General features: G+C 74.2%; 19 protein-coding genes. 9 read left to right on the top strand and 10 right to left on the bottom strand.

The window, feature by feature from the left end; genetic code table 11:
- Nucleotides 1–139 precede the first annotated feature (139 nt).
- Both ACLQ22_RS31665 and ACLQ22_RS31670 read right to left on the bottom strand, forming a co-directional pair.
- On the bottom strand, nucleotides 140–874 hold the full coding sequence (locus tag ACLQ22_RS31665) for a DUF1963 domain-containing protein (protein ID WP_425695544.1): 735 nt from the start codon (nucleotides 872–874) through the stop codon (nucleotides 140–142).
- A gap of 353 nt (nucleotides 875–1,227) precedes the next feature.
- Nucleotides 1,228–2,844, bottom strand: a complete 1,617-nt coding sequence (locus tag ACLQ22_RS31670) for an ADP-ribosyltransferase domain-containing protein (RefSeq protein WP_425695545.1) — start codon at nucleotides 2,842–2,844, stop codon at nucleotides 1,228–1,230.
- A gap of 224 nt (nucleotides 2,845–3,068) precedes the next feature.
- On the opposite strand from ACLQ22_RS31670, the gene ACLQ22_RS31675 reads away from it, so the two are divergent.
- Complete coding sequence (locus ACLQ22_RS31675; protein WP_425695546.1) at nucleotides 3,069–3,755, top strand: macro domain-containing protein; 687 nt, start codon at nucleotides 3,069–3,071, stop codon at nucleotides 3,753–3,755.
- Here the strand turns inward: ACLQ22_RS31675 and prfH are convergent.
- From prfH to ACLQ22_RS31700, 5 genes are all read right to left on the bottom strand, one after another.
- Nucleotides 3,744–4,439 carry a peptide chain release factor H gene (prfH, locus tag ACLQ22_RS31680; RefSeq protein WP_425695547.1) on the bottom strand — a complete coding sequence of 232 codons (696 nt, stop codon included), beginning with the start codon at nucleotides 4,437–4,439 and terminating at the stop codon, nucleotides 3,744–3,746. The genes ACLQ22_RS31675 and prfH overlap by 12 nt on opposite strands.
- A complete protein-coding gene (locus tag ACLQ22_RS31685; protein ID WP_425695548.1) occupies nucleotides 4,436–5,611 on the bottom strand; it encodes an RNA ligase RtcB family protein in 1,176 nt (391 codons plus the stop codon). Before ACLQ22_RS31685 ends, prfH begins: the two co-directional genes overlap by 4 nt.
- Nucleotides 5,612–5,824: 213 nt before the next feature.
- The gene (gene blaOXA / locus ACLQ22_RS31690) at nucleotides 5,825–6,775 is read right to left on the bottom strand and encodes a class D beta-lactamase (RefSeq protein WP_425695549.1); all 951 of its coding nucleotides are present in this window, start codon (nucleotides 6,773–6,775) and stop codon (nucleotides 5,825–5,827) included.
- 96 nt (nucleotides 6,776–6,871) lie between these two features.
- A complete protein-coding gene (locus tag ACLQ22_RS31695; RefSeq protein ID WP_425695550.1) occupies nucleotides 6,872–7,555 on the bottom strand; it encodes a hypothetical protein in 684 nt (227 codons plus the stop codon).
- Entirely contained in the window at nucleotides 7,552–8,154 is a 603-nt protein-coding gene (locus tag ACLQ22_RS31700) for a DUF4291 domain-containing protein (RefSeq protein ID WP_425695551.1), read from the bottom strand. Before ACLQ22_RS31700 ends, ACLQ22_RS31695 begins: the two co-directional genes overlap by 4 nt.
- Before the next feature lie 88 nt (nucleotides 8,155–8,242).
- Here ACLQ22_RS31700 and ACLQ22_RS31705 point away from each other — a divergent pair, with 88 nt between their 5' ends.
- Nucleotides 8,243–8,725: a type II toxin-antitoxin system PemK/MazF family toxin gene (locus ACLQ22_RS31705; protein WP_121397861.1), complete on the top strand. Its 483-nt coding sequence runs from the start codon at nucleotides 8,243–8,245 to the stop codon at nucleotides 8,723–8,725.
- Between the two features lie 3 nt (nucleotides 8,726–8,728).
- On the opposite strand, the gene ACLQ22_RS31710 is transcribed toward ACLQ22_RS31705, so the two are convergent.
- Together ACLQ22_RS31710 and ACLQ22_RS31715 are read right to left on the bottom strand one after the other, a co-directional pair.
- Nucleotides 8,729–9,379 carry a flavodoxin family protein gene (locus ACLQ22_RS31710; RefSeq protein ID WP_425695552.1) on the bottom strand — a complete coding sequence of 217 codons (651 nt, stop codon included), beginning with the start codon at nucleotides 9,377–9,379 and terminating at the stop codon, nucleotides 8,729–8,731.
- A 118-nt stretch (nucleotides 9,380–9,497) separates the two neighbouring features.
- On the bottom strand, nucleotides 9,498–10,148 hold the full coding sequence (locus ACLQ22_RS31715; RefSeq protein WP_425695553.1) for a GGDEF domain-containing protein: 651 nt from the start codon (nucleotides 10,146–10,148) through the stop codon (nucleotides 9,498–9,500).
- 264 nt (nucleotides 10,149–10,412) lie between these two features.
- Here ACLQ22_RS31715 and ACLQ22_RS31720 point away from each other — a divergent pair, with 264 nt between their 5' ends.
- From ACLQ22_RS31720 to ACLQ22_RS31745, 6 genes are all read left to right on the top strand, one after another.
- Nucleotides 10,413–10,652, top strand: coding sequence for a DUF397 domain-containing protein (locus ACLQ22_RS31720; RefSeq protein ID WP_132240226.1), 240 nt, complete (start codon nucleotides 10,413–10,415; stop codon nucleotides 10,650–10,652).
- Between the two features lie 167 nt (nucleotides 10,653–10,819).
- Entirely contained in the window at nucleotides 10,820–11,701 is an 882-nt protein-coding gene (locus ACLQ22_RS31725) for a helix-turn-helix domain-containing protein (RefSeq protein WP_425695560.1), read from the top strand.
- Nucleotides 11,702–11,808: 107 nt separating this feature from the next.
- Nucleotides 11,809–12,657, top strand: a complete 849-nt coding sequence (locus ACLQ22_RS31730; protein WP_425695554.1) for an SAM-dependent methyltransferase — start codon at nucleotides 11,809–11,811, stop codon at nucleotides 12,655–12,657.
- 136 nt (nucleotides 12,658–12,793) lie between these two features.
- Complete coding sequence (locus ACLQ22_RS31735) at nucleotides 12,794–13,849, top strand: LacI family DNA-binding transcriptional regulator (RefSeq protein ID WP_425695555.1); 1,056 nt, start codon at nucleotides 12,794–12,796, stop codon at nucleotides 13,847–13,849.
- A 2-nt stretch (nucleotides 13,850–13,851) separates the two neighbouring features.
- Complete coding sequence (locus tag ACLQ22_RS31740) at nucleotides 13,852–14,055, top strand: hypothetical protein (RefSeq protein ID WP_425695556.1); 204 nt, start codon at nucleotides 13,852–13,854, stop codon at nucleotides 14,053–14,055.
- Between the two features lie 103 nt (nucleotides 14,056–14,158).
- Nucleotides 14,159–15,715 (top strand): serine/threonine-protein kinase, encoded by a 1,557-nt coding sequence (locus ACLQ22_RS31745; protein WP_425695557.1) that lies wholly within the window; start codon nucleotides 14,159–14,161, stop codon nucleotides 15,713–15,715.
- Between the two features lie 6 nt (nucleotides 15,716–15,721).
- Here ACLQ22_RS31745 and ACLQ22_RS31750 read toward each other — a convergent pair whose 3' ends face one another.
- Nucleotides 15,722–16,549, bottom strand: coding sequence for an MOSC domain-containing protein (locus ACLQ22_RS31750; RefSeq protein WP_425695558.1), 828 nt, complete (start codon nucleotides 16,547–16,549; stop codon nucleotides 15,722–15,724).
- A 427-nt stretch (nucleotides 16,550–16,976) separates the two neighbouring features.
- Between ACLQ22_RS31750 and ACLQ22_RS31755 the strand changes: the two genes are divergently transcribed.
- A complete protein-coding gene (locus ACLQ22_RS31755) occupies nucleotides 16,977–17,783 on the top strand; it encodes a DedA family protein (RefSeq protein WP_425695559.1) in 807 nt (268 codons plus the stop codon).
- The last annotated feature ends 236 nt before the right edge of the window (nucleotides 17,784–18,019 follow it).

Below are 18,019 nucleotides of genomic sequence, written 5' to 3' on the forward strand. Positions count from 1 at the left end.
AGGAATGATCGATCAAGGGCTGTCCCCATGATCAGCCGGGGTCGATGCCACCGCCCAGCAGGTTAAAGATCAAGCTAGGCCGTGTTTCGTAACACGGCCTAGCCTAGTAGCCGGGGACCACGCCGGAGTCCTGACCGCGTCAGCCGTTGAAGTCAGCCATCAGCCAGATCCGGTCGAAGGCGCGCTCGGCCAGATCCGCATGCTTGATCATGAAGTTGACTACAATCAGCGTCTCGCCGAACGCGTCACCCACCCGCCCCTCGTCCAGCCAGACGGTGGCTAGCACGGTGTGCTCGTTTGCGTTGAGGATGGGGTTGTCCGCGCCGCCGGTGCTGGCGCCGCCGTAACCGCCGAGAGAAAACTCGTAATTGTTGTCCTCGAGGTCCCACATCACCTCTCCGATCACATCCTCGAGATCGTCGTCCAAGCGAAGGTCGAACGGCACCTCGTGCTCGTTCTCCGGAAGGCTCCAGCCGGCACGAGCGTGCAGCAGAATCGGACCGAAGACTGGCACCCCGGGGTTCGGGTGCTCGGTTACCGGAGTGCCGGCCGGCACATGAACGATCCGGCAGTCGTTGGGGGTGAAGTCCGGCTCGACGAAGAACAGCAGCGACCCGTCGGCCGGCAGGTCAAGGTCGTGCCCGTGCGAGGGGATGGCGGCAAGGTCGAGCGTCAATACGAGACACTGCCCGGGAGGCCACTCCTCGCCCTCCGGCAACGCCGCGAGACCGCCGAACCGGCCGGCCACAGGCAGGCCGTCGCCCTCCGGAACCAGCTCCGTCTGTGGTCGGGCTAGCCGCACCCAGCGCTCGATCTCGTGCACCGGCACGCCCTTTTCCCGGGCTGCGCCCCGAAACTCCTGTCGTACATCCATGGCCGGGCATGGTGCCTGAAGGGGCCGACAAACATCAAAAGGCCGGTTCGCGGCAGGCGCCGAGGCGCAGGCCACCAGGCGGAACGGTGGAGGTGAGACCGGTCAAGCTGCCGTCGGGGACGTTGCAGCTGATCGACAAGCTGGAACCGCGCGACAAGTCGGCGTACGACGAAACACGGCCTAGGGCACGGGTCCGGCGCGGTCCCGGCCACCCGCGCGGGACGGTGACGCGCGGACGCGGTCACACGCGGGCGCGTGGGCGGTCACGCGGGCGCCCGGAGCGGGCGTGGAGCCGGCGCTGCTATGCCACCGCCCGCTCCGGACGGTCCTGCCTGCCGCCTGCCGCCGGCCGCTCACGCCACCATGCGCTCCTCGGCCAGTTCCGTCAGCCGGACGGTGCACAGGCCGTTGCGTTCCACCTTCACGTCGGTCACCCTGAGCTGCGTGCCGGGCGCCAGGATGACCTCCTCCTCGCCCGTGAAGGCCGAGAACCGCCGGATGCCCACGGCCCTTACGGGCAGCACCTCGAAGAGCGTCCGCTTGCCGCGACCGCCGAGAAACGCCTGGGCCACGCCGAGCTTCGACGTGCACGACGAGACGCCCCACCACGTCACGGTCTGCCCGAGCGGGTACTGCGCCCGCAGGTCCAGCGACACCCCGCGCCACAGCGGCTCCGTGCGGGCCGGGAGCCGTGACACGGCCGAGAACAACAGCCGCAGGTACGGCAGGTACGGGACGATCCGGCTGCGGTCCGGGTTGCGCAGCGTGGCGTTGATCTGCCGGTAGAACGCCGACTCGCAGGTGTAGAGGTAGAGGGCCGCGACCTCGTCGGCGGAGAGGCCGTCGGCCGCGCCGTCCACCTGCTTCTCGCCGAACCGGTGTGACTGCTCGACGTGCCAGTCGAGCCCGGGCAGCAGCGCGGCCACCGGGGCGACGGCCGCACGGAAGTCCATCAGCGGGGTGTCGGACACGCCGGTGATCGCGGGAAGGGCCAGTCCCTCGTCCTTGACACTGGCGAGCCGTTCGAGGTAGAGCTTGTGCAGCTCCATCGTGGAGGCGATGAACGCCCCCATGCGCTCGGCCGTGTCCGCGTCGGTGCCGCCCCCGTGCGCCGTAGACCGGCTCCATCCCCTGCGGGGCAGCCAGTCGATCTCGTCGGCGCCCAGCGTCCTGAGCGCCTTGTTGACGTCGGCGAAGTGGTTCCCGTCGCAGAAGATGTCGCCCTGCGCCGCCGGGTTGGGGTGGTCGATGTGGCGGACCTCGACGTCCGGGTACTTCTTCTCGAGCCGCTGCACCACCCGCTTGAGGCTGCGCGCGTGCGCACCCCACCACGCGAACACCACGCCCCGGTCCTCCTCGTCGGCGTGCTGCTTGGCCTTCAGGATCTCCTCGACCAGGGCCTCGACGACCGGCCGCCAGAACGCGGTGTGCCGGTCGGTGGCCAGCGCCCCGTCGCCGCTGGCGGTGAGCGCCGCGTTCAACAGCAGCACGCCCTGGGTGAGCATCGCCTGGAACCACTCCGGCGGCTGCACCGTGTCGTGCTCCCGCAACAGGGCACGGATGTCGGCGATCGGCGTCTTCTTGGCGATGCCGTGCTTCCACATCGCCGCCGCCTTGATGATGCAGCGGATGGTGACGACCCTGCCGAACTGGCTGTCGTCCCAGTTGTGGAAGGTGTTGTCGAACATGGCGATGCCGGTGGCGCTCTCGCTGCGCGGGTACGGGTTCTGCCCGAAGACGACGACCTTCCACTTGTGCGGCGGGTTGGGCTTGAGCGCCTGGAAGGTCAGTTCCCGCACGGGCACGACCATCGGGCTGCGGCCCGGGCCGATGAACGTGGCGGCGTCCGGCTGCGCCTCGATGACCGGCTTGACCAGCGGCAGCCACGGCTCGCCGCCGCCGGTGAACAGGTCGGCGAGGGCCAGCGGGTCGTTCGGGTCGGGCGGGGTGGGGGCGGTGGTGTCGCTCATCGCGGGCTCCCGGAGTGGCGGGCCGTGCCGGTCCGACGGCACGGGTGATCGAGGTGGGGGCATTCTGCCGGCTGCGGGCGACAGTTACGGCGCCGGCGACGACCCGCCCCGGCGCCCGCAGTCCCGGGGCCGGGCGCCGTGCGTGGCGCGACGCGAAAGGTTGTCGGTGGGCGGCGATAGCGTGCTCCACGTCGGAGAGAACCCCTTCCCCACCGGAGTGAGCCATGACCGTCGACCGCGAGAAGCCGCTGCTCAGGGTGGTGCTGACAGACGTCAACGCGAAGGTGGTGCAGGCGTGGCGCGCGGCGTTCGCCGACACCCCCGAGGTCGAGATCCACCGGGGGTCGATCCTCACCCGGCAGGCCGACGCCTGGGTCAGCCCGACCAACTCCCGGGGGCGGATGGACGGCGGCGTCGACGCGGTCGTCAAGCGGCACCTCGGGGCGGGGATCCAGTTGCGCGTCCAGCGGGCGATCCGCGACCGGTTCGGCGGAGCGATGCCGGTGGGCAGCGCCGTCTGCGTGCCGTCGGGGGCCATCAACCCCAGGTTCCTGATCTCGACGCCGACCATGGAGCAGTCGGCGCAGGACGTGAGCGAGACGCTGAACGTGGCGCTGGCGTGCGCCGCCGCGTTCCAGGCCATCCACGCGCAGAACGAGCAGGAGCCGGGCAGCATCGCGTCGGTGGCGCTGGTCGGCATGGGCGCGGCGACCGGCCGGGTGCCGGCGCGGGTCTGCGCCAACCTGATGTGGACCGGCTACACGCTGTTCAACGACTACCACTTCCGCGACTACGACGAGCTGCGGAGGACCATCTGCGAGCAGCTCGACGACATCGGCAGCCGCCCGGAGGAGGAGCGGGTGCGGGTGACGGTGCCGGCGGCGTCCGGCTCCCGCCGGTCACGAGGCTGACGCGTCCCGGCGGCGGGGGGAGCGCCCCCGGCCTCGGCGCGTCCGCCGAGGTGGGCCCGCCTCCTGCCCCGGCGGTTCCGGCCGTTCGACGCGGGTGGGGTCGCCGCGGACGAGTTCGTCGTGGATGCGCCATCGGGCGGTGACGACGGCGCGCTCAGCGGCCTCGTCGTCGTGTGCGATCCGCTGCCGCAGCAACTGGATGGCGAGGCGGCGGTTGAGGCTGAACTGCCGTTCGGTGTCGACCACGACGACGATGCCCGACGGGCGGTGGGTCGCCCGTACCGCCGTGCTGGCCTTGTTCCGGTGCTGGCCGCCGGGGCCGCCGGTGCGGCAGGCCACGATGTCGACGTCCGCCTCCGCGAACGCAGTGGTCGGGCTGTCGAGCTGGCACGGTCGGGCGACGACGTACCAGTTCTTCCGGCCGGTGCTCGCCCGGTAGGGGCTGGGGGCCTGCCAGCACAGGGTGCCGGTCCACGCGGCGGCGAACGCCTCGGCGCCGCCGCCGGTGATCCGGATCAGGGCCGACCGGTAGGTGTCGGGCCGCTCGCCGGGCACGGTCCGGACCCGGTGGGTCGTCAGGCCCTGCCTGGCGGCCTCGGCTTCCAGCCGGTGCAGCAGCCGGGCCAGCGCCCAGGCGCACTCCTGCGGGCCACGCCCGGCGGACATGAGCAGGTGCAGGCTCATGCCCGACCCCGCCTGCGGCGGTCGTCGCGACGGTCGGGTCGGGTGGTGGATCCGGCGTCGGGCGTCTTGTAGGTGACCAGGGGGACCGTGGTGGCCACGGGGGTGGCCAGGTCGTGGTCGACGAGATCCGCGATCACGCGCTCGATGCGCTTGTAGGCCGTCGGCGCCTCCTCGAAGAGCAGTTGGCGGTCGCCGCACACCACCAGCGACCCCACCGGGGTGCGCCGCAGTTCCTCGACGGTGTGCTTGGCCCGGCTGCGCCGCAGGGCGTCGGCGCGGGACATCTTGCGGCCCGCGCCGTGCGCCACCGAGTGGTTGGCGTCCGGACCGGCGTGGGCGGCCACGAGGTAGGAGGCGGTGCCCCGGGTGCCGGCGACGAGCACGTCGCGGCCGTCGCCCGGCGCCGCGCCCTTGCGGTGCAGGTAGACCCCGTCGTGGACCTCCACCAGGTTGTGGCACTGGTCGACGACGGGCTCGGTGGGCTCGGCCCCCAGGGCGTGGGCGACCCGGGCGGCCAGCAGCCGCCGGTTGAGCGAGCCCCACCGTACGGCGTCGTCGTGCGCCGCCAGATAGGCGGCGGGATCAGGGGCGGCGCCCGCGCCGTGGACCTCGGTGTGCGCCCGCAGGATGCGCTCGCCCAGACCCCGGGAGCCGGTGTGGACGACGAGCACGAGATCGCCGGCGTCGAGCCCGAGACGACTCGTGTGACCCGGCTCGAAGACCGTGTCGACGCGCGCCAGCTCGACGAAGTGGTTGCCCCGACCGACCGTCCCGAGCCCGTCGACGTGGCCGGCGGGGATGTCGCCCGCCACGACGGCCCAGGCGGGGTCGTCGGCGTCCCGCTCGGGGTCGAGCGGGCAGTCGAGGTCGGGGAACCGGGCGGCGAGCCGCTCCGGCACGGCACGCTTGAGCCTGATGGGGAACACGGCGATGCCGCAGCCGATGTCGGAGCCCACCAGGAAGGGGTACAGCACGGTCGACGCCATGGCGGCGCCGATGGGGGCACCCTTGCCCGGGTGCAGGTCCGGCATGGCGGCGACATGGATCATGCCGGGGAGGGTGGCCACCTGCCGGCACTGCGTCAGGGCCTCGGACTCGATCCAGCTCGTGGGCGAGGCGAAGACGGTGACGGTGGCCGGGGTGGACGGCGGCAGGGACTGGTGCTGAGACAAGGACGCTCGCTTTTCGCGGAAACGGGAATGGACGGACGGCACCACGACACCGGTCGGTGCCGCGCGCCTCGGCGATGGGGATGCTGCCCGTCAGAACGTCATGGACGACACCATTGCGGAGCCGGCCGCCCGCGGCAACCGACTTTCCGCCGCGCCGGCGACCTGTGCGACGCCCCGCCGGGAGCCCCTGGCCGTCCCGACGGCGCGCGGCGGTCAGGGGGCGGGCAGTGCGCCGAGGCGGTGCAGCAGCTGCCGGCCCAGCGGCAGGCGCTTGTCGGCGTCGCGGTCCGCGCGGACGTCCACGTTCAGCGCGAAGCAGTACAGCCGGTCACCGCGCTCGACCCAGCCGACCCACCATCCCGTGCCCGGGTCGGTGGCGTCCGTCCAGCCGGTCTTGCCGTACAGGGCGTACCCGGCGGTGCGCTCTAGGCGCAGGATGTCCCGGACGGTGGCCTGGTGCCCCCGGTCGGCCGGCAGCTCGCCCCGGGCCAGCCGGGCCAGCCACCGCGCCTGCTCGTCGGCCGAGATCTCCAGCGGCCCGGTCAACCAGAACCGGTCCACGGCCGGCCCGACCTCGCCGTTGCCGTAGCCGAGCCGGTGCAGCCACTCCCGCTCCCGGTCCGGCCCGATGCGGCGGGCCAGCTCCTGGAACACCGGCACGTTGGAGACCCGGACCGCGTCGCGCAGCCCCATGTCCCGCTCCCAGGCGGCGACGCGCTGCGGCCCGCCGCCGTACGGGATCTTCTCCCGCTCGTCGCGCACCACGCCGGTCTCCAACGCGATCAGGCTGTGCGCGACCTTGAACGTCGAGGCGGGGACGAAGCGCCGCTCGGCCCGCTCCCGGTCGACCATGACGACGCGTCCGGCCGTCACGTCGTACATCACGAAGGTGCCCCGGAGGCCGGCCTGCCGGAACAGGCCCGCCAGGTCGTCGCGGACCTCGACGGCCGGCGCGGTCGGCGTGGGGGACGGGCCCGTGGCGGCGGTGGCGGACGCGGCGTCGGCCGGCGGTGGCTGCGAACGCCCGCTGCCGGTGCAACCGGTCGCGCCGGCCAGCAGGAGCAGGGCGGCCGCGGCGCCCGCGACCCGCCGCCGGGGGCGGGCGCCCGGGCCGACCGCCGTCGGCGGCGCGGCCAGGTTCCGCGCCCGTGTCTCGAAGACCATCCGTCACCGCCCCCGTCCGTGCCGGTACCGACACCCCAGTCAAGCACGTGCCAGGGGGTACGGCGGCCGCCCGACCGCCCCGCGCCGCCGGTCGGCTCACGGCCTCGCCGGGGCGTCCGGTTCCGACACCCGCAGGTGCCGGTCCAGGTTCGCGACCAGCTCGTCCGCGCCTGCGGGAACGACGTCGTCGGCCCAGCTCCGCAGCGCCCGCAGGAAGCCGGCCAGGTCCGTCCGGACGCCGTCGACGAGCCCCGTCAGCTCGTCGACGTGGGCGTCCACCCAGGAACTGCCCTCCTCGTCCGCCCACACCCGGACCGTGCCGTCGGGGCGCCGCTCCACCCAGGGGTCGGGGTCGTGGCCCAGGTTCGGTGAGCGGCCCACCGGGATCTCGTACCACTCGCGCCAGTCGTTGAGGTCACTGCAGCAGCCCGGGTCGACCCGCGCCCCCGTCGCCGGATCGGTGAGGCGCAGGCCGCCGGGCACCAGCAGGGAACCGGGCTCCGGGCCGGCCGCCACCAGCGGCAGCACGGCCGTCAGCGGATCGTCGTCCCCGGGCCACACCGTGCGGTCGTCGAGGTGGTTGTACGCCGCGATCCGGGCCACGGCGGCACCCACCTCGGCGGCGGTCAGGGCCTCGGAGAGCGCCAGCCACGGCCCGACGTCGGCCACCGGCCAGAGCGGGAAGTCGTCGAGGCGACCCACCTCGAGCACCGGCTGGAGCCGTGGCGCGCGGCGGGTGGAGGCGGACCGGCGCCCGCCGCGGGCACGGGGTCCGGTCACGGCGCGGACGCGCCGATCACGGCGGCCACGTCGGGCGGCAGCGGGTACGGGCGCTCCGGGGGCAGCAGCGCCCCGGCGGCGGTGTCGTCGCCGGCGTCGAGCGCCGCGCGCACCGCGTGGGCGGTCGGGGTCACGTCGGTGAGACCGACCAGCCACTCGTCGACGTACCGGCGCACCGCCTCGCCGGAGAGCCCCACCTGTAGGGACCGGTGCGGCAGCGGGGCCAGGCGCAGCGACCGTTCCGGGTCCCACTGCACCCGCACGGGGCTGGCCCGCAGCCGTCGCGACCAGTCCTCCCGGTCCGCGTGGCGGTCGCGGTCGAAGCCGCTCAGGCACGAGTTGACCAGCGCCCACTCGAAGCCGGCGCGGGTGATCTCGACGGCCAGCACCCGCTCCTGCCCGGGCTTCGCGCCCCAGCCGCAGCGGTACATCATCCACCGGAACGACGGCTTGATCCACGTCATCCGTTCCCGCTTGAAGGGCGGGACGAAGCGGCCGGCGGCCAGCGCCGGGCGGGCGATCTCCGGCGGGTACGCCTGGTACACGGTCACGGTGTCGGCGGTGAAGTGGGCGCGAACCTGGTGGGCGGGGACCGGCATGGCGCCGATCCTGACCGATCGTCCGGGCCAGGTCCACCGGATTGTCCCGCCCGGGCCGGCGGCCCCGACGGGGGATAGGCTGCCGGTCGTGGCAGGTCTTCTCAGGAGTGTGGCGGCCCGTATCGGCGGGGTGATCCCGTCGCCGCGTCGGCCCCGGCCGGGCCCGGCGCAGGTCGCCCGCCCCCGCCAGGTCGCCGCGTTGCAGCGCCGGCAACTGGCGTACGCCCCGGAGCTCGACGGGCACGCCGATCCGGGCGAGATCGTCTGGACCTGGGTGCCGTACGAGGACGACCCGCGCCAGGGCAAGGACCGCCCCGTGCTGGTGGTGGGCCGGCACAGCCGGACGCTGTTCGGGCTGATGCTGTCCAGCCAGGCCGAGCGCGACGGGCAGCGGCACTGGCTCGCGCTCGGCCCGGGCGAGTGGGACCGGGACAACCGGCCGAGCTGGGTGCGGCTGGACCGGGTGCTGACCATGCGCGAGGACGGCATCCGCCGGGAGGGCGCGGTGTTGGACCGGGCCCGTTTCGACCGGGTCGGGCGGGCCCTGCGCGCCGGCTACGGCTGGCGCTGACCGTCAGGCCGGCTCGCGGCTCGGCCCGATCCCGGCGCCGTGGGCGTCCGGCGGCGGGTACGGCTGCTCGGCCAGCAGCCGGGCCAGGTGCGCGCTGTTGAGCGCCAGCGCCTTCGTGGTGCGTCCCGTGGTGTCGGGCTTGGGCCGGGCGTCGATGTAGTCCACCTTGTGCAGCGCCTCGCCGACCCAGTAGGTGGCGCCCGCCGCGGGGCAGGTGAAACCGACCTCGTTGAGGGCCTGCTGGACCTCGCCGATGGTGTGGTGCGCGCCGTCCTCGTTGCCGACGACCGCGACCCCGCCCACCTTGCCGTAGGTGAGCAACCGGCCCTCGGCGTCGGTCTCGGAGAGCTCGGCGTCGAGCCGTTCGAGGACCATCTTGCACACGGCGGACGGCTGACCGAGCCAGATCGGCGTGGCGATGACGAGGATCTGCGCGGCCATCAGCCGGGACCGGATGACCGGCCAGCCGTCGCCGTCGCCCTCGTCGGTGGAGACGCCGAAGCGCACGTCGTGGTCGACGACCCGGATCAGGTCGCCCGCCACGCCCTGCTCGGCGAGAGCGTCGAGCACCTCGCGCCCGAGCACCTCGGCGCTCGACGGGGCGGGGGAGCGCTTGAGGGTGCAGTTCAGGACCAGGGCCCGGATGCTCGCCACGGTGGTTTCTCCCTCGGCCGGTGCGGCGCTGACCCCGCCGGCATACCCGGCAACCGGCGCGAGACACGTCGAAACGCCTCGTGTCCCGACCGGCGGTCCGGTGGCGTGGATTGCGCGCTCAGCACTCCGCCAGGTGGGCGGTGTCGACGAGTTGCCGGGGCGGGCGGGCCACACCGAGGCTCTTGGCCCGGTACATCGCGGCGTCGGCGCGGTCGAGCGCCTCGGTGAGCTGCCCCGGCCCGGTGACGGGGGCGAGCCCGACGGAGGCGGTCACCCGGACGCTGAGCCCGCCCAGCGGGATCGGCGCGGCGAGGCTGTCACAGAGCCGCCGGGTGGCGTGCTCGATCCACCGCCGGTCGATCGTCGGGCTGGCCAGCAGCCCGGCGAACTCGTCGCCGCCGAGCCGGGCGACCAGGTTGTCCCCGGCGAAGGCGGCGAGCCGTTGGGCGACGCTGACCAGCACCTGGTCGCCGGCGGCGTGACCGTAGCGGTCGTTGATCTGCTTGAAGTCGTCGAGATCGAGCACCACGGCGATCAGCGGCTGCCCGGCCGCGTCGGTGAGCAGCGTGGCGGCCAGGCGGTAGAACGCGCGGCGGTTGGGCAGGCCGGTCAGGGCGTCGTGGCTGGCGGCGTGCCGCTCGGCGGCGAGCTCGGCCTGGAGGTGCCTGATCTCGACCTCGGCCTGGATCGCGCGGCGGCGCAGCTGCCAGGAGGTGACGAGAGCCCCGGCGGCACAGATGCCGGACGCGATGGTCAACGGATCCGGCACGAGACCTCCCATCAGCACGATGCCGCGAGCCCCCGCGCGCGGCGGCCCGCGCCCGCGCGTCGGGCCCCGTCCTTCCTGGTGGCAGCCCAGGTCAGGTGACTCTCAGTGAACAGATGGGCACTGTTCACGTGCGTTATCATGCTCGCTGTCCGATGCAGATGCAATAGCAGATGCACGTGCAGGAAGCCCTTCGTCGATATCGTGCCCCCTTTGCCAGGCACCGCTGCCCGGCGTCGCCGGGGGGCTCGCGAGAGAAAGACGTCCATGCAGCAGCCTCCGAACGGCGTTCCCACCACCCAGCTGCCCCCGCTCGCCTGGCAGAAGAGCCGCCGGAGCAATCCCAGCGGCAACTGCGTCGAGCTGGCCGAACTGCCCGGCGGTGCCGGCATCGCACTGCGCAACTCCCGGCACCCGGAGGGGCCGGCGTTGATCTACACGGTGGACGAGATCGCCGCCTTCGTGCTCGGCGCCCGCGACGGGGACTTCGACAACCTGATCGCCTGACGCTCGCCTGCCGGCGGCGAGCGCGTCGCCGAGCGCGTCCCGATGACCGGGACGGATTGTCCGCACCGAGGAAGTTCACCTCACTCACGGTTCATGGCATGCTTACACGTCGGCCGCGGGAGGGCACCTGGTCGGCACGAACCGGCATGTGGAGGTCGGCTGTGACGATGGGTCCCGCCGAGGGCGGTCCGGGGACCGGCCCGACCGTGCTGCGCATGTTGCTCGGCGCCCAGTTGCGCCGGCTGCGCGAGTCCAGCGGCGTGACCCGGGAGGGCGCCGGCTGGGAGATCCGCGCCTCCGAGTCGAAGATCAGCCGGATGGAGCTGGGCCGGGTCGGCTTCAAGGAACGCGACGTGGCGGACCTGCTCACCCTCTACGGCGTCACCGCGCCCGAGGAGCGGGAGGCGCTGCTCAAGCTCGCCCGCGACGCCAACAGCCCGGGCTGGTGGCACCGCTACGGTGACGTGCTGCCGAACTGGTTCCAGTCGTACCTCGGGCTGGAGGCGGCCGCCGCGCTCATCCGCAGCTACGAGGTCCAGTTCGTTCCCGGCCTGCTCCAGACCCGGGAGTACGCCCGGGCGGTGGTGCTGCTCGGGCACGGCCGGGCCGCCCCGGCGGAGATCGAGCGTCGGGTCGCGTTGCGCATGCAGCGCCAGCGGTTGCTGCACCGCGAGAACCCGCCGCAGCTCTGGGCGGTGGTGGACGAGGCCGCGCTGCGCCGGCCGATCGGCGGCCCACGGGTGATGCGTGAGCAGGTGGCGGCGTTGATCGAGACCACCAAGTCGCCGAACATCCGGCTCCAGGTCATCCCGTTCGCCGCCGGTGGGCACGCCGCCGCGGGCGGGGCCTTCACCATCCTGCGCTTCGGTGACCGGGAGCTGCCCGACATCGTCTACATCGAACAGCTCACCAGCGCGCTCTACCTCGACAAACGCGACGACCTCGACTACTACGCGGTGGCGATGGAACGTCTCTGCGTGGAGGCCGAGCCGCCGGAGCGTACGCCGGAGATCCTCGGCGCGATCCTGGACGACCTCTACCCGGGGTGACCACGGCGGGGCCTCGCCCGGGTGGCGGTGCGGCTAGCATGGTCGCCGACCGGCGACAGTGGACGGACGCCCCCGGTCGCGGGTGGCGCAGAGTCGTGGAGGCTGCCTTGACCACCGATGCCCCGGGTACGACGACCGGCCCCGCCCACCCGAGCGACCGCATCGACACCTCGGTGGCCCACCCCGCGCGCCGGTACAACTACTGGCTCGGCGGCAAGGACAACTTCCAGGCCGACCGGGACTCCGGCGACATCGTGGCGGCGTCCTTCCCGACCATCCGCACCGCCGCCCTGGAGAACCGCCGTTTCCTCCAGCGGGCCGTGCGTCACCTCGCCCGGGAGGCGGGCATCCGCCAGTTCCTCGACATCGGCACCGGCATCCCGACCGCCGACAACACCCACGAGGTCGCGCAGGCGATCGCCCCCGAGTCGCGGGTGGTCTACGTCGACAACGACCCGATCGTGCTCGCGCACGCCCGGGCGCTGCTGACCAGCTCGCCCGAGGGCGCCACCGCCTACATCGACGCCGACCTGCGCGACCCGGAGCGGATCCTGCGCCACCCCGACCTGCTGCGCACCATCGACCTGTCCCGGCCGGTCGGCCTGATGCTGGTCGCGATCCTGCACTTCGTCGGCGACGAGGACGACCCGTACGCCGTCGTCACGCGGCTGCTCGACGCGCTGCCGCCGGGCAGCTACCTGGCGGCCTCGCACGCCACCCACGACTACCTGCCCCCACATGTGGCGCAGGAGGCAAAGGCGGCGGCCCGGGGCGGCAGCCCGCACGGCCTGATCAACCTGCGCACCCGGGCCGAGTTCACCCGGTTCTTCGACGGGCTGGAGCTGATGGAGCCCGGCGTCGCCTCGGTCGCCGAGTGGCGTGCCGAGGACGCGCCGCAGCCCCGCCCGGCGGCGGCCGAGGTCAGCATGTACGGCGGGGTGGCCCGCAAGGGCTGACTGTCCACTCCGACCACCCCGTCCGGCTGACCGGGCGGGGTGGATTCGTTGCGCCCACCGTACGGCGTTGACGGAGGCGGCCCGCTCCGCCTAATCTCTGTATCGATCCAGTCTGAATCGATACAGAGGAGGCGCGGTGAAGCCGACCCTGCAAGCCGTCGCGGACGCCGTCGGCGTGTCCCGCAGCACCGTCTCCAACGCCTACAGCCGACCCGACCAGCTCTCCGCCACCCTGCGCCAGCGGATCCTGGACGCCGCACGGCAGCTCGGCTACCCCGGCCCCAACCCCACCGCCCGGTCGCTGCGGCGCGGGTACGTGGGCGCCATCGGAGTGCTCTTCGAGTCGCGGCTGTCGTACGCCTTCACCGACCCCTTCGCGGTCCGCTTCCTGGCCGGTGTCGCCGAGGCGGCCGAGCGGCACGGCACCAGCCTGCTGCTCGTGCCGCTGCCGGCCGACGAGCCCGCCGCGCGGCGGGCGGTGGAGAACGCCGCCGTCGACGGCTTCTGCGTCTACTGCGTCGGCGACGAGGGCTGGGTCGTCGACGTGCTCCGCGAGCGCGGTCTGCCCGTCGTCACGACCGCCCCCCGCGACGACGCCGGCCCCGACGACCGCTACGTCGGCATCGACGAGCGGGCCGCCGCCCGGGCCGTCGCCGCCCACGTGGCGGGGCTCGGGCACCGGCGGGTCGCCCTGCTCGGCGACGCCGTGCGCCCCGGCGCGGCCCCGGGCGAACTGCGCCTCGCCGACGTGGCCGACGTCGCCCACCCGACGACCCGGGCGCGGCTGGCCGGGTTCGCCGACGCCTTCGCCGAGGTCGGCGTCGCCTGGTCCGAGCTGACCGTGCTCGCCGCCACCGACAACAGCCGGTCGGCGGGCGCCACGGCCGTCGCCGCCGCCCTCGCCGCCCCCGAACCGCCCACGGCGGTACTGGCCTGCGCGGACGTGCTCGCCCTCGGCGTCCTCGACGCGCTCGTCGAGGCCGGACGCCCGCCCGTGTCGGTCACCGGCTTCGACGACATCGCCGAGGCCGCCACCGCCGGCCTCACCACCGTGCGGCAACCAGCCGAGGAGAAGGGGCGCATCGCCGCCCGACTCCTGCTCGACCCGCCCGCCGACCCGGCGGCCGGCCACGTCCTGCTACCCACCGCACTCGTCGTCCGGTCCTCCACCGGACCCGTCCCAGGGAGCTGACCATGGAACAGCCCACCGGCTTCGTCCTCGCCGTCGACGCGGTGACCCGACACGTCAACTCCGCCCGGCCGGACGCCCCCGTCCGCCCGGAGCGGCCCCGCGTCGCGCGACTCACCCCCACCCGGCTGGCCGCCGCCGGCGTCCTGCGCCGGCTCGCCGACCGCATCCAGCCGCCGCCGGTCGCCGCCGCGCCGCGCTGCTCCTGACCGTCGGTGCGGGCCGGTCGTCGCCGCCCGAACCGCGACGACCGGCCCGCGACCGGGCACCACGCTGGTGGCCGACCCCGCCGGCAGGGCAGACTGAACGGCTATGTCGCCGTTCTCGCCCACCCTGCGGTTGCACGACCGTTACGTCCTGCGCGAGCGCATCGGCCTCGGCGGGATGTCCGAGGTGTGGCGCGCCGACGACGAGGTGCTGCACCGCCCCGTCGCCGTCAAGGCCCTCACCCGGGAGTTCGCCACCGACCCGCAACTGCGGGCCACCATCCAGCGCGAGGCCCGCGCCGCCGCGCGGCTGACCCACCCGCACGTCACCCAGGTGTACGACTACGGCGAGGCGGCCCTGGACAGTGGCATCGTCGTGCCGTACCTGGTGATGGAGCTGGTGGAGGGGCGCAGCCTCGCCGACCGGCTCGCCGCCGGGCCGCTGCCCTGGCCGGAGGCGGTCCGGATGGCCGGCCAGATCGCCGCGGCGCTCGCCGCCGCCCACCGCATCGGCGTGGTGCACCGCGACGTCAAGCCCGGCAACGTCATGCTCACCGAGACCGGCGCCAAGGTGCTCGACTTCGGCATCGCCGCGCTCGCCGGGCCGCACCACCCCCGGGCGGGGCAGACCGGCGAGCTGCTGATGGGCACGCCCGCGTACTTCGCCCCGGAGCGGATGCGGCACGGGCCGCCGAACCCGGCCAGCGACGTCTACGCCCTCGGTGCGCTGCTCTACCGCACCCTCACCGGCCGGGCCCCGCTGCCCGTGCAGACCTGGGAGGACGCGCTGGAGGTGCACGCCGGGCACCCGCCGGTGCCGCCCCCACGGGTCCCGGGGCTGCCGCCCGACATCGCCGAGCTGACCCTGGCCTGCCTGGCCACCGATCCGGCGCGGCGGCCGAGCGCGGCCCAGCTCGCCGCCCGCTTCGCTTCGGGGGCGGTGCACCCGCCCACGGTCGTCCTGCCGACCCCGTCCGCCGGCGCATCGTCTGCGACGTCCCCTTCGTCGGCAAGCGCCGAGCACCCGCCGACCCTGATCGACCGCTCACCGCCGTCCCCGAACCCCACCGGCACCGGCCGCGCGGGAGTGCCGTACCCCGCCCCGCCGGGCGGGCGCCATCCCGTGGTCGCCCGCACCGGCCGTCGCGCCCCGGCCGGCGGCGCGGGGGCCCCGCGCAACAGGCCCGTCACCGCGTTGGTCGCCGTCGGCGTCGCGCTGCTCGTCGGGCTCGTCGGGGCGCTCGTCATCGGCGACGGCGGAAGTCCGCCCCCGGCGGCGGCACCCGCCACCGGCACGCCGGCCGGCAAGCCGACCTCGGCCAGGCCGACGCCGGCGCCGACCAGGACCTCCGCCCCGCCGCCGGTGACCGCCCGGCCCGACCCGGTCGGCCTGCCGCAGTTCGTCGCCGAGTTCGCCGCGGTGCTCGCCTGGGCGCAGGCCCGCGGCGAGATCGACCGCAAGACGGTCGAGGGGCTACGGGACAAGCTCGCGGACCTGAGCCGAGGCAAGCAGAAGGACCGGGCCAAGCGGGTCGAGCAGTTGCGTGAGCGCCTCGCCGAGGCGGCCGAGGAGGGGCAGATCCCGCCCGACACGGCGGCCCGACTCGACGCCCTGCTCGACCGGGTCGCCACGCCGTCGCAGGACGACGACGAGGACGACTGAACCGGCTCAGCCGACCTCGACCACGGACCCCTGTTCCACCCGACCGCCTCGCACCACCTGCGCGTACGTGCCCACGCACGGCTGCGGACCGAGCTGCGGCAGCGGCGCGACCCGGTTGAGGCGGGCCGGGACGCGCAACGCCTCGGTCTGCCGGGGGAGCGACCCGTGCGCCAGGGTCGGCACCGCGCACCGCGGGGTCGGGGCGATCACCCGCAGCACCAGCTCGGGGCCGATCCGCAGCTCGCGGCCGACCCAGTCGTTCTCGGCGAAGCCGTCCACGTCGACGTCGAGCACGAGGTTGGGCCGGTAGCGGACCGCCTCGACGGCGCCGCCCGGAAGCTCGGCGGCCACCCGGGCCAGGGTGGCCGTCGTGACCAGGTGCACCGGGGCGAAGTCGAAGAAGGTGCCCGGCGCCGCCGCCCCGAGCGGGTTGGCGTCGATCGGCACCTCGGCGGCGAGACCGGCCGCCAGCACCGCGTCCGGGTCGGCCCGGTCCAGCACCGCCCCGGCGGGCGGCCGGTCGACCAGCGTCACCGGGACATCGAGCACCCGGGACAGCACGCCGTCGACGTCGGCGTCCAAGCTGGACAGCGACCGCCCGTCGGGCAGCGTGATCCGTACCGGGTCGGGTGCGGCGCCGGCCGCGCGGAGCGTGAGCAGGTCGCGCCAGAGCCGGGGATGCTTCGCGCTGGCCACCCGCCCGGTGTCCCGGTGCCGCAGGGCCAGCCGCCGGTCGCCCGCCACGCCCGCCGGGCCGACGTCGGCGGCGGGCAGCCGCTCACCCAGCATCGACTTCACCGGGTACCGCCACAGCTGCGCCAGCCGGCCGGTCATCGTGCCGCGGTCCCGGTGCGGGGCGCCGCGACCCGGATCGGGGCCGCGTCGGCGATCGTGGTGCGCGTCGTCACGGGGCCACCCTAGTGCGACCCCCCCCGATCCGGACCGCCCCGACGGGCGCACCCACCTCGCCGACGGCGCGGCCGGCGCCGGGCCGCCCGACGAGACCCACCGCGTGCCGTCGGGCCGTGCGGCGGGGCTGTCGTGTGTCGGTGGGTCGTGCGGCGGGGTTGTCGTGTTCCGGTGGGTCGTGCGGCGAGGTCGTCGCGTACCGTCGGATCGCCCGACGAGGTCGCCGCGCGGGCGGCCCGCCGGACCCGGACGGCCCCTGTGGTCTGCCGCCTCCCGCCGCTGTGGACCGTCCGCGGGACGCAAGGGCCGGCCCATTGGCGGGCTCCCAGGATCGGTTCGTAGCGTGTGAGCCATGATTCGTACCGCGCACGCCCTGCTCGCCTCCGGCTCCACCACCGGGGAGGCCGCGCCGCCCGAGGACGGACTGGTCGGCTTCGTCATCGGCCTGGTCGAGCGGCTCGGCGGCCCCGGCGCGGGTCTGGCCGTGGCACTGGAGAACCTCTTCCCGCCGATCCCCAGCGAGGTGATCCTGCCGCTGGCCGGCTTTGTCGCCGGTCAGGGCCGGATGAGCGTGGTCAGCGCGATCTTCTGGACCACCCTCGGCTCGCTGATCGGCGCCCTCGCCCTGTACTGGATCGGCGCCGCGCTGGGCCGGGAACGGATCCGCGCGATCGCGCAGCGGCTGCCGCTGGTAAAGCTCAGCGACGTGGACCGCACCGAGGAGTGGTTCCTGCGGCACGGGGTGAAGGCCGTTTTCTTCGGCCGGATGATCCCCATCTTCCGTAGCCTGATCTCCATCCCGGCCGGCGTGGAGCGGATGCCGGTGCTGACCTTCGCGGTCTACACGACGCTCGGCAGCCTGATCTGGAACACCACCTTCGTGATGGCCGGCTACCTGCTCGGCGACAACTGGCACCTGGTCGAGGGGTACGCCGGCGTGCTCCAGAAGGTGGTCATCGTCGCGTGTGTGGCGGCCGCCGGCTGGTTCGTGGTCTCCCGGATCATCCGGGCCCGGCGCGGCGCGGCGGCGGACGTCGAACCCGTCCCGCCCGTCGACCCCGCCCCGCTGCCCTACCAGCCGGACCCGACGGGGCGGGGCACGATCTACCGCAGCGCGTACTCGGACGGGCAGGCACCCGACCGCGACCTGTCCCACTGAGCCGGTAGCGCGCCGCTCGTTGGGTCGATCATGCAGTTGTGGTGGGCGTCGTGCCCTGAATTGCGCCGTCTGTGGGGCACCGCAACTGCATGATCGACGCCCGCCTGCCCGAGTGCTCGCCTGCTCGGGTGCTCCGGTGCTCGGGGTGCTTGGGTGCTTGGTGCTCGGGAGATCTTGGTAGGTAAGCGCCCTTTGGGGGGCCGTTACCTACCAAGATCTCGGACGTGCGGGCGGAT

It is taken from the genome of Micromonospora sp. DT178 (assembly GCF_049841695.1).
Classification (GTDB): domain Bacteria; phylum Actinomycetota; class Actinomycetes; order Mycobacteriales; family Micromonosporaceae; genus Micromonospora.

What these genes read in the sequence shown, in the direction of transcription:
- ACLQ22_RS31665 (WP_425695544.1), bottom strand. Translation starts at nt 874, where the DNA reads ATGGATGTACGACAGGAGTTTCGGGGCGCAGCCCGGGAAAAGGGCGTG.
- ACLQ22_RS31670 (WP_425695545.1), bottom strand. Translation starts at nt 2,844, where the DNA reads ATGAGCGACACCACCGCCCCCACCCCGCCCGACCCGAACGACCCGCTG.
- ACLQ22_RS31675 (WP_425695546.1), top strand. Translation starts at nt 3,069, where the DNA reads ATGACCGTCGACCGCGAGAAGCCGCTGCTCAGGGTGGTGCTGACAGAC.
- prfH (WP_425695547.1), bottom strand. Translation starts at nt 4,439, where the DNA reads ATGAGCCTGCACCTGCTCATGTCCGCCGGGCGTGGCCCGCAGGAGTGC.
- blaOXA (WP_425695549.1), bottom strand. Translation starts at nt 6,775, where the DNA reads ATGGTCTTCGAGACACGGGCGCGGAACCTGGCCGCGCCGCCGACGGCG.
- ACLQ22_RS31700 (WP_425695551.1), bottom strand. Translation starts at nt 8,154, where the DNA reads ATGCCGGTCCCCGCCCACCAGGTTCGCGCCCACTTCACCGCCGACACC.
- ACLQ22_RS31720 (WP_132240226.1), top strand. Translation starts at nt 10,413, where the DNA reads ATGCAGCAGCCTCCGAACGGCGTTCCCACCACCCAGCTGCCCCCGCTC.
- ACLQ22_RS31725 (WP_425695560.1), top strand. Translation starts at nt 10,820, where the DNA reads ATGGGTCCCGCCGAGGGCGGTCCGGGGACCGGCCCGACCGTGCTGCGC.
- ACLQ22_RS31740 (WP_425695556.1), top strand. Translation starts at nt 13,852, where the DNA reads ATGGAACAGCCCACCGGCTTCGTCCTCGCCGTCGACGCGGTGACCCGA.
- ACLQ22_RS31745 (WP_425695557.1), top strand. Translation starts at nt 14,159, where the DNA reads ATGTCGCCGTTCTCGCCCACCCTGCGGTTGCACGACCGTTACGTCCTG.
- ACLQ22_RS31750 (WP_425695558.1), bottom strand. Translation starts at nt 16,549, where the DNA reads ATGACCGGCCGGCTGGCGCAGCTGTGGCGGTACCCGGTGAAGTCGATG.
- ACLQ22_RS31755 (WP_425695559.1), top strand. Translation starts at nt 16,977, where the DNA reads ATGATTCGTACCGCGCACGCCCTGCTCGCCTCCGGCTCCACCACCGGG.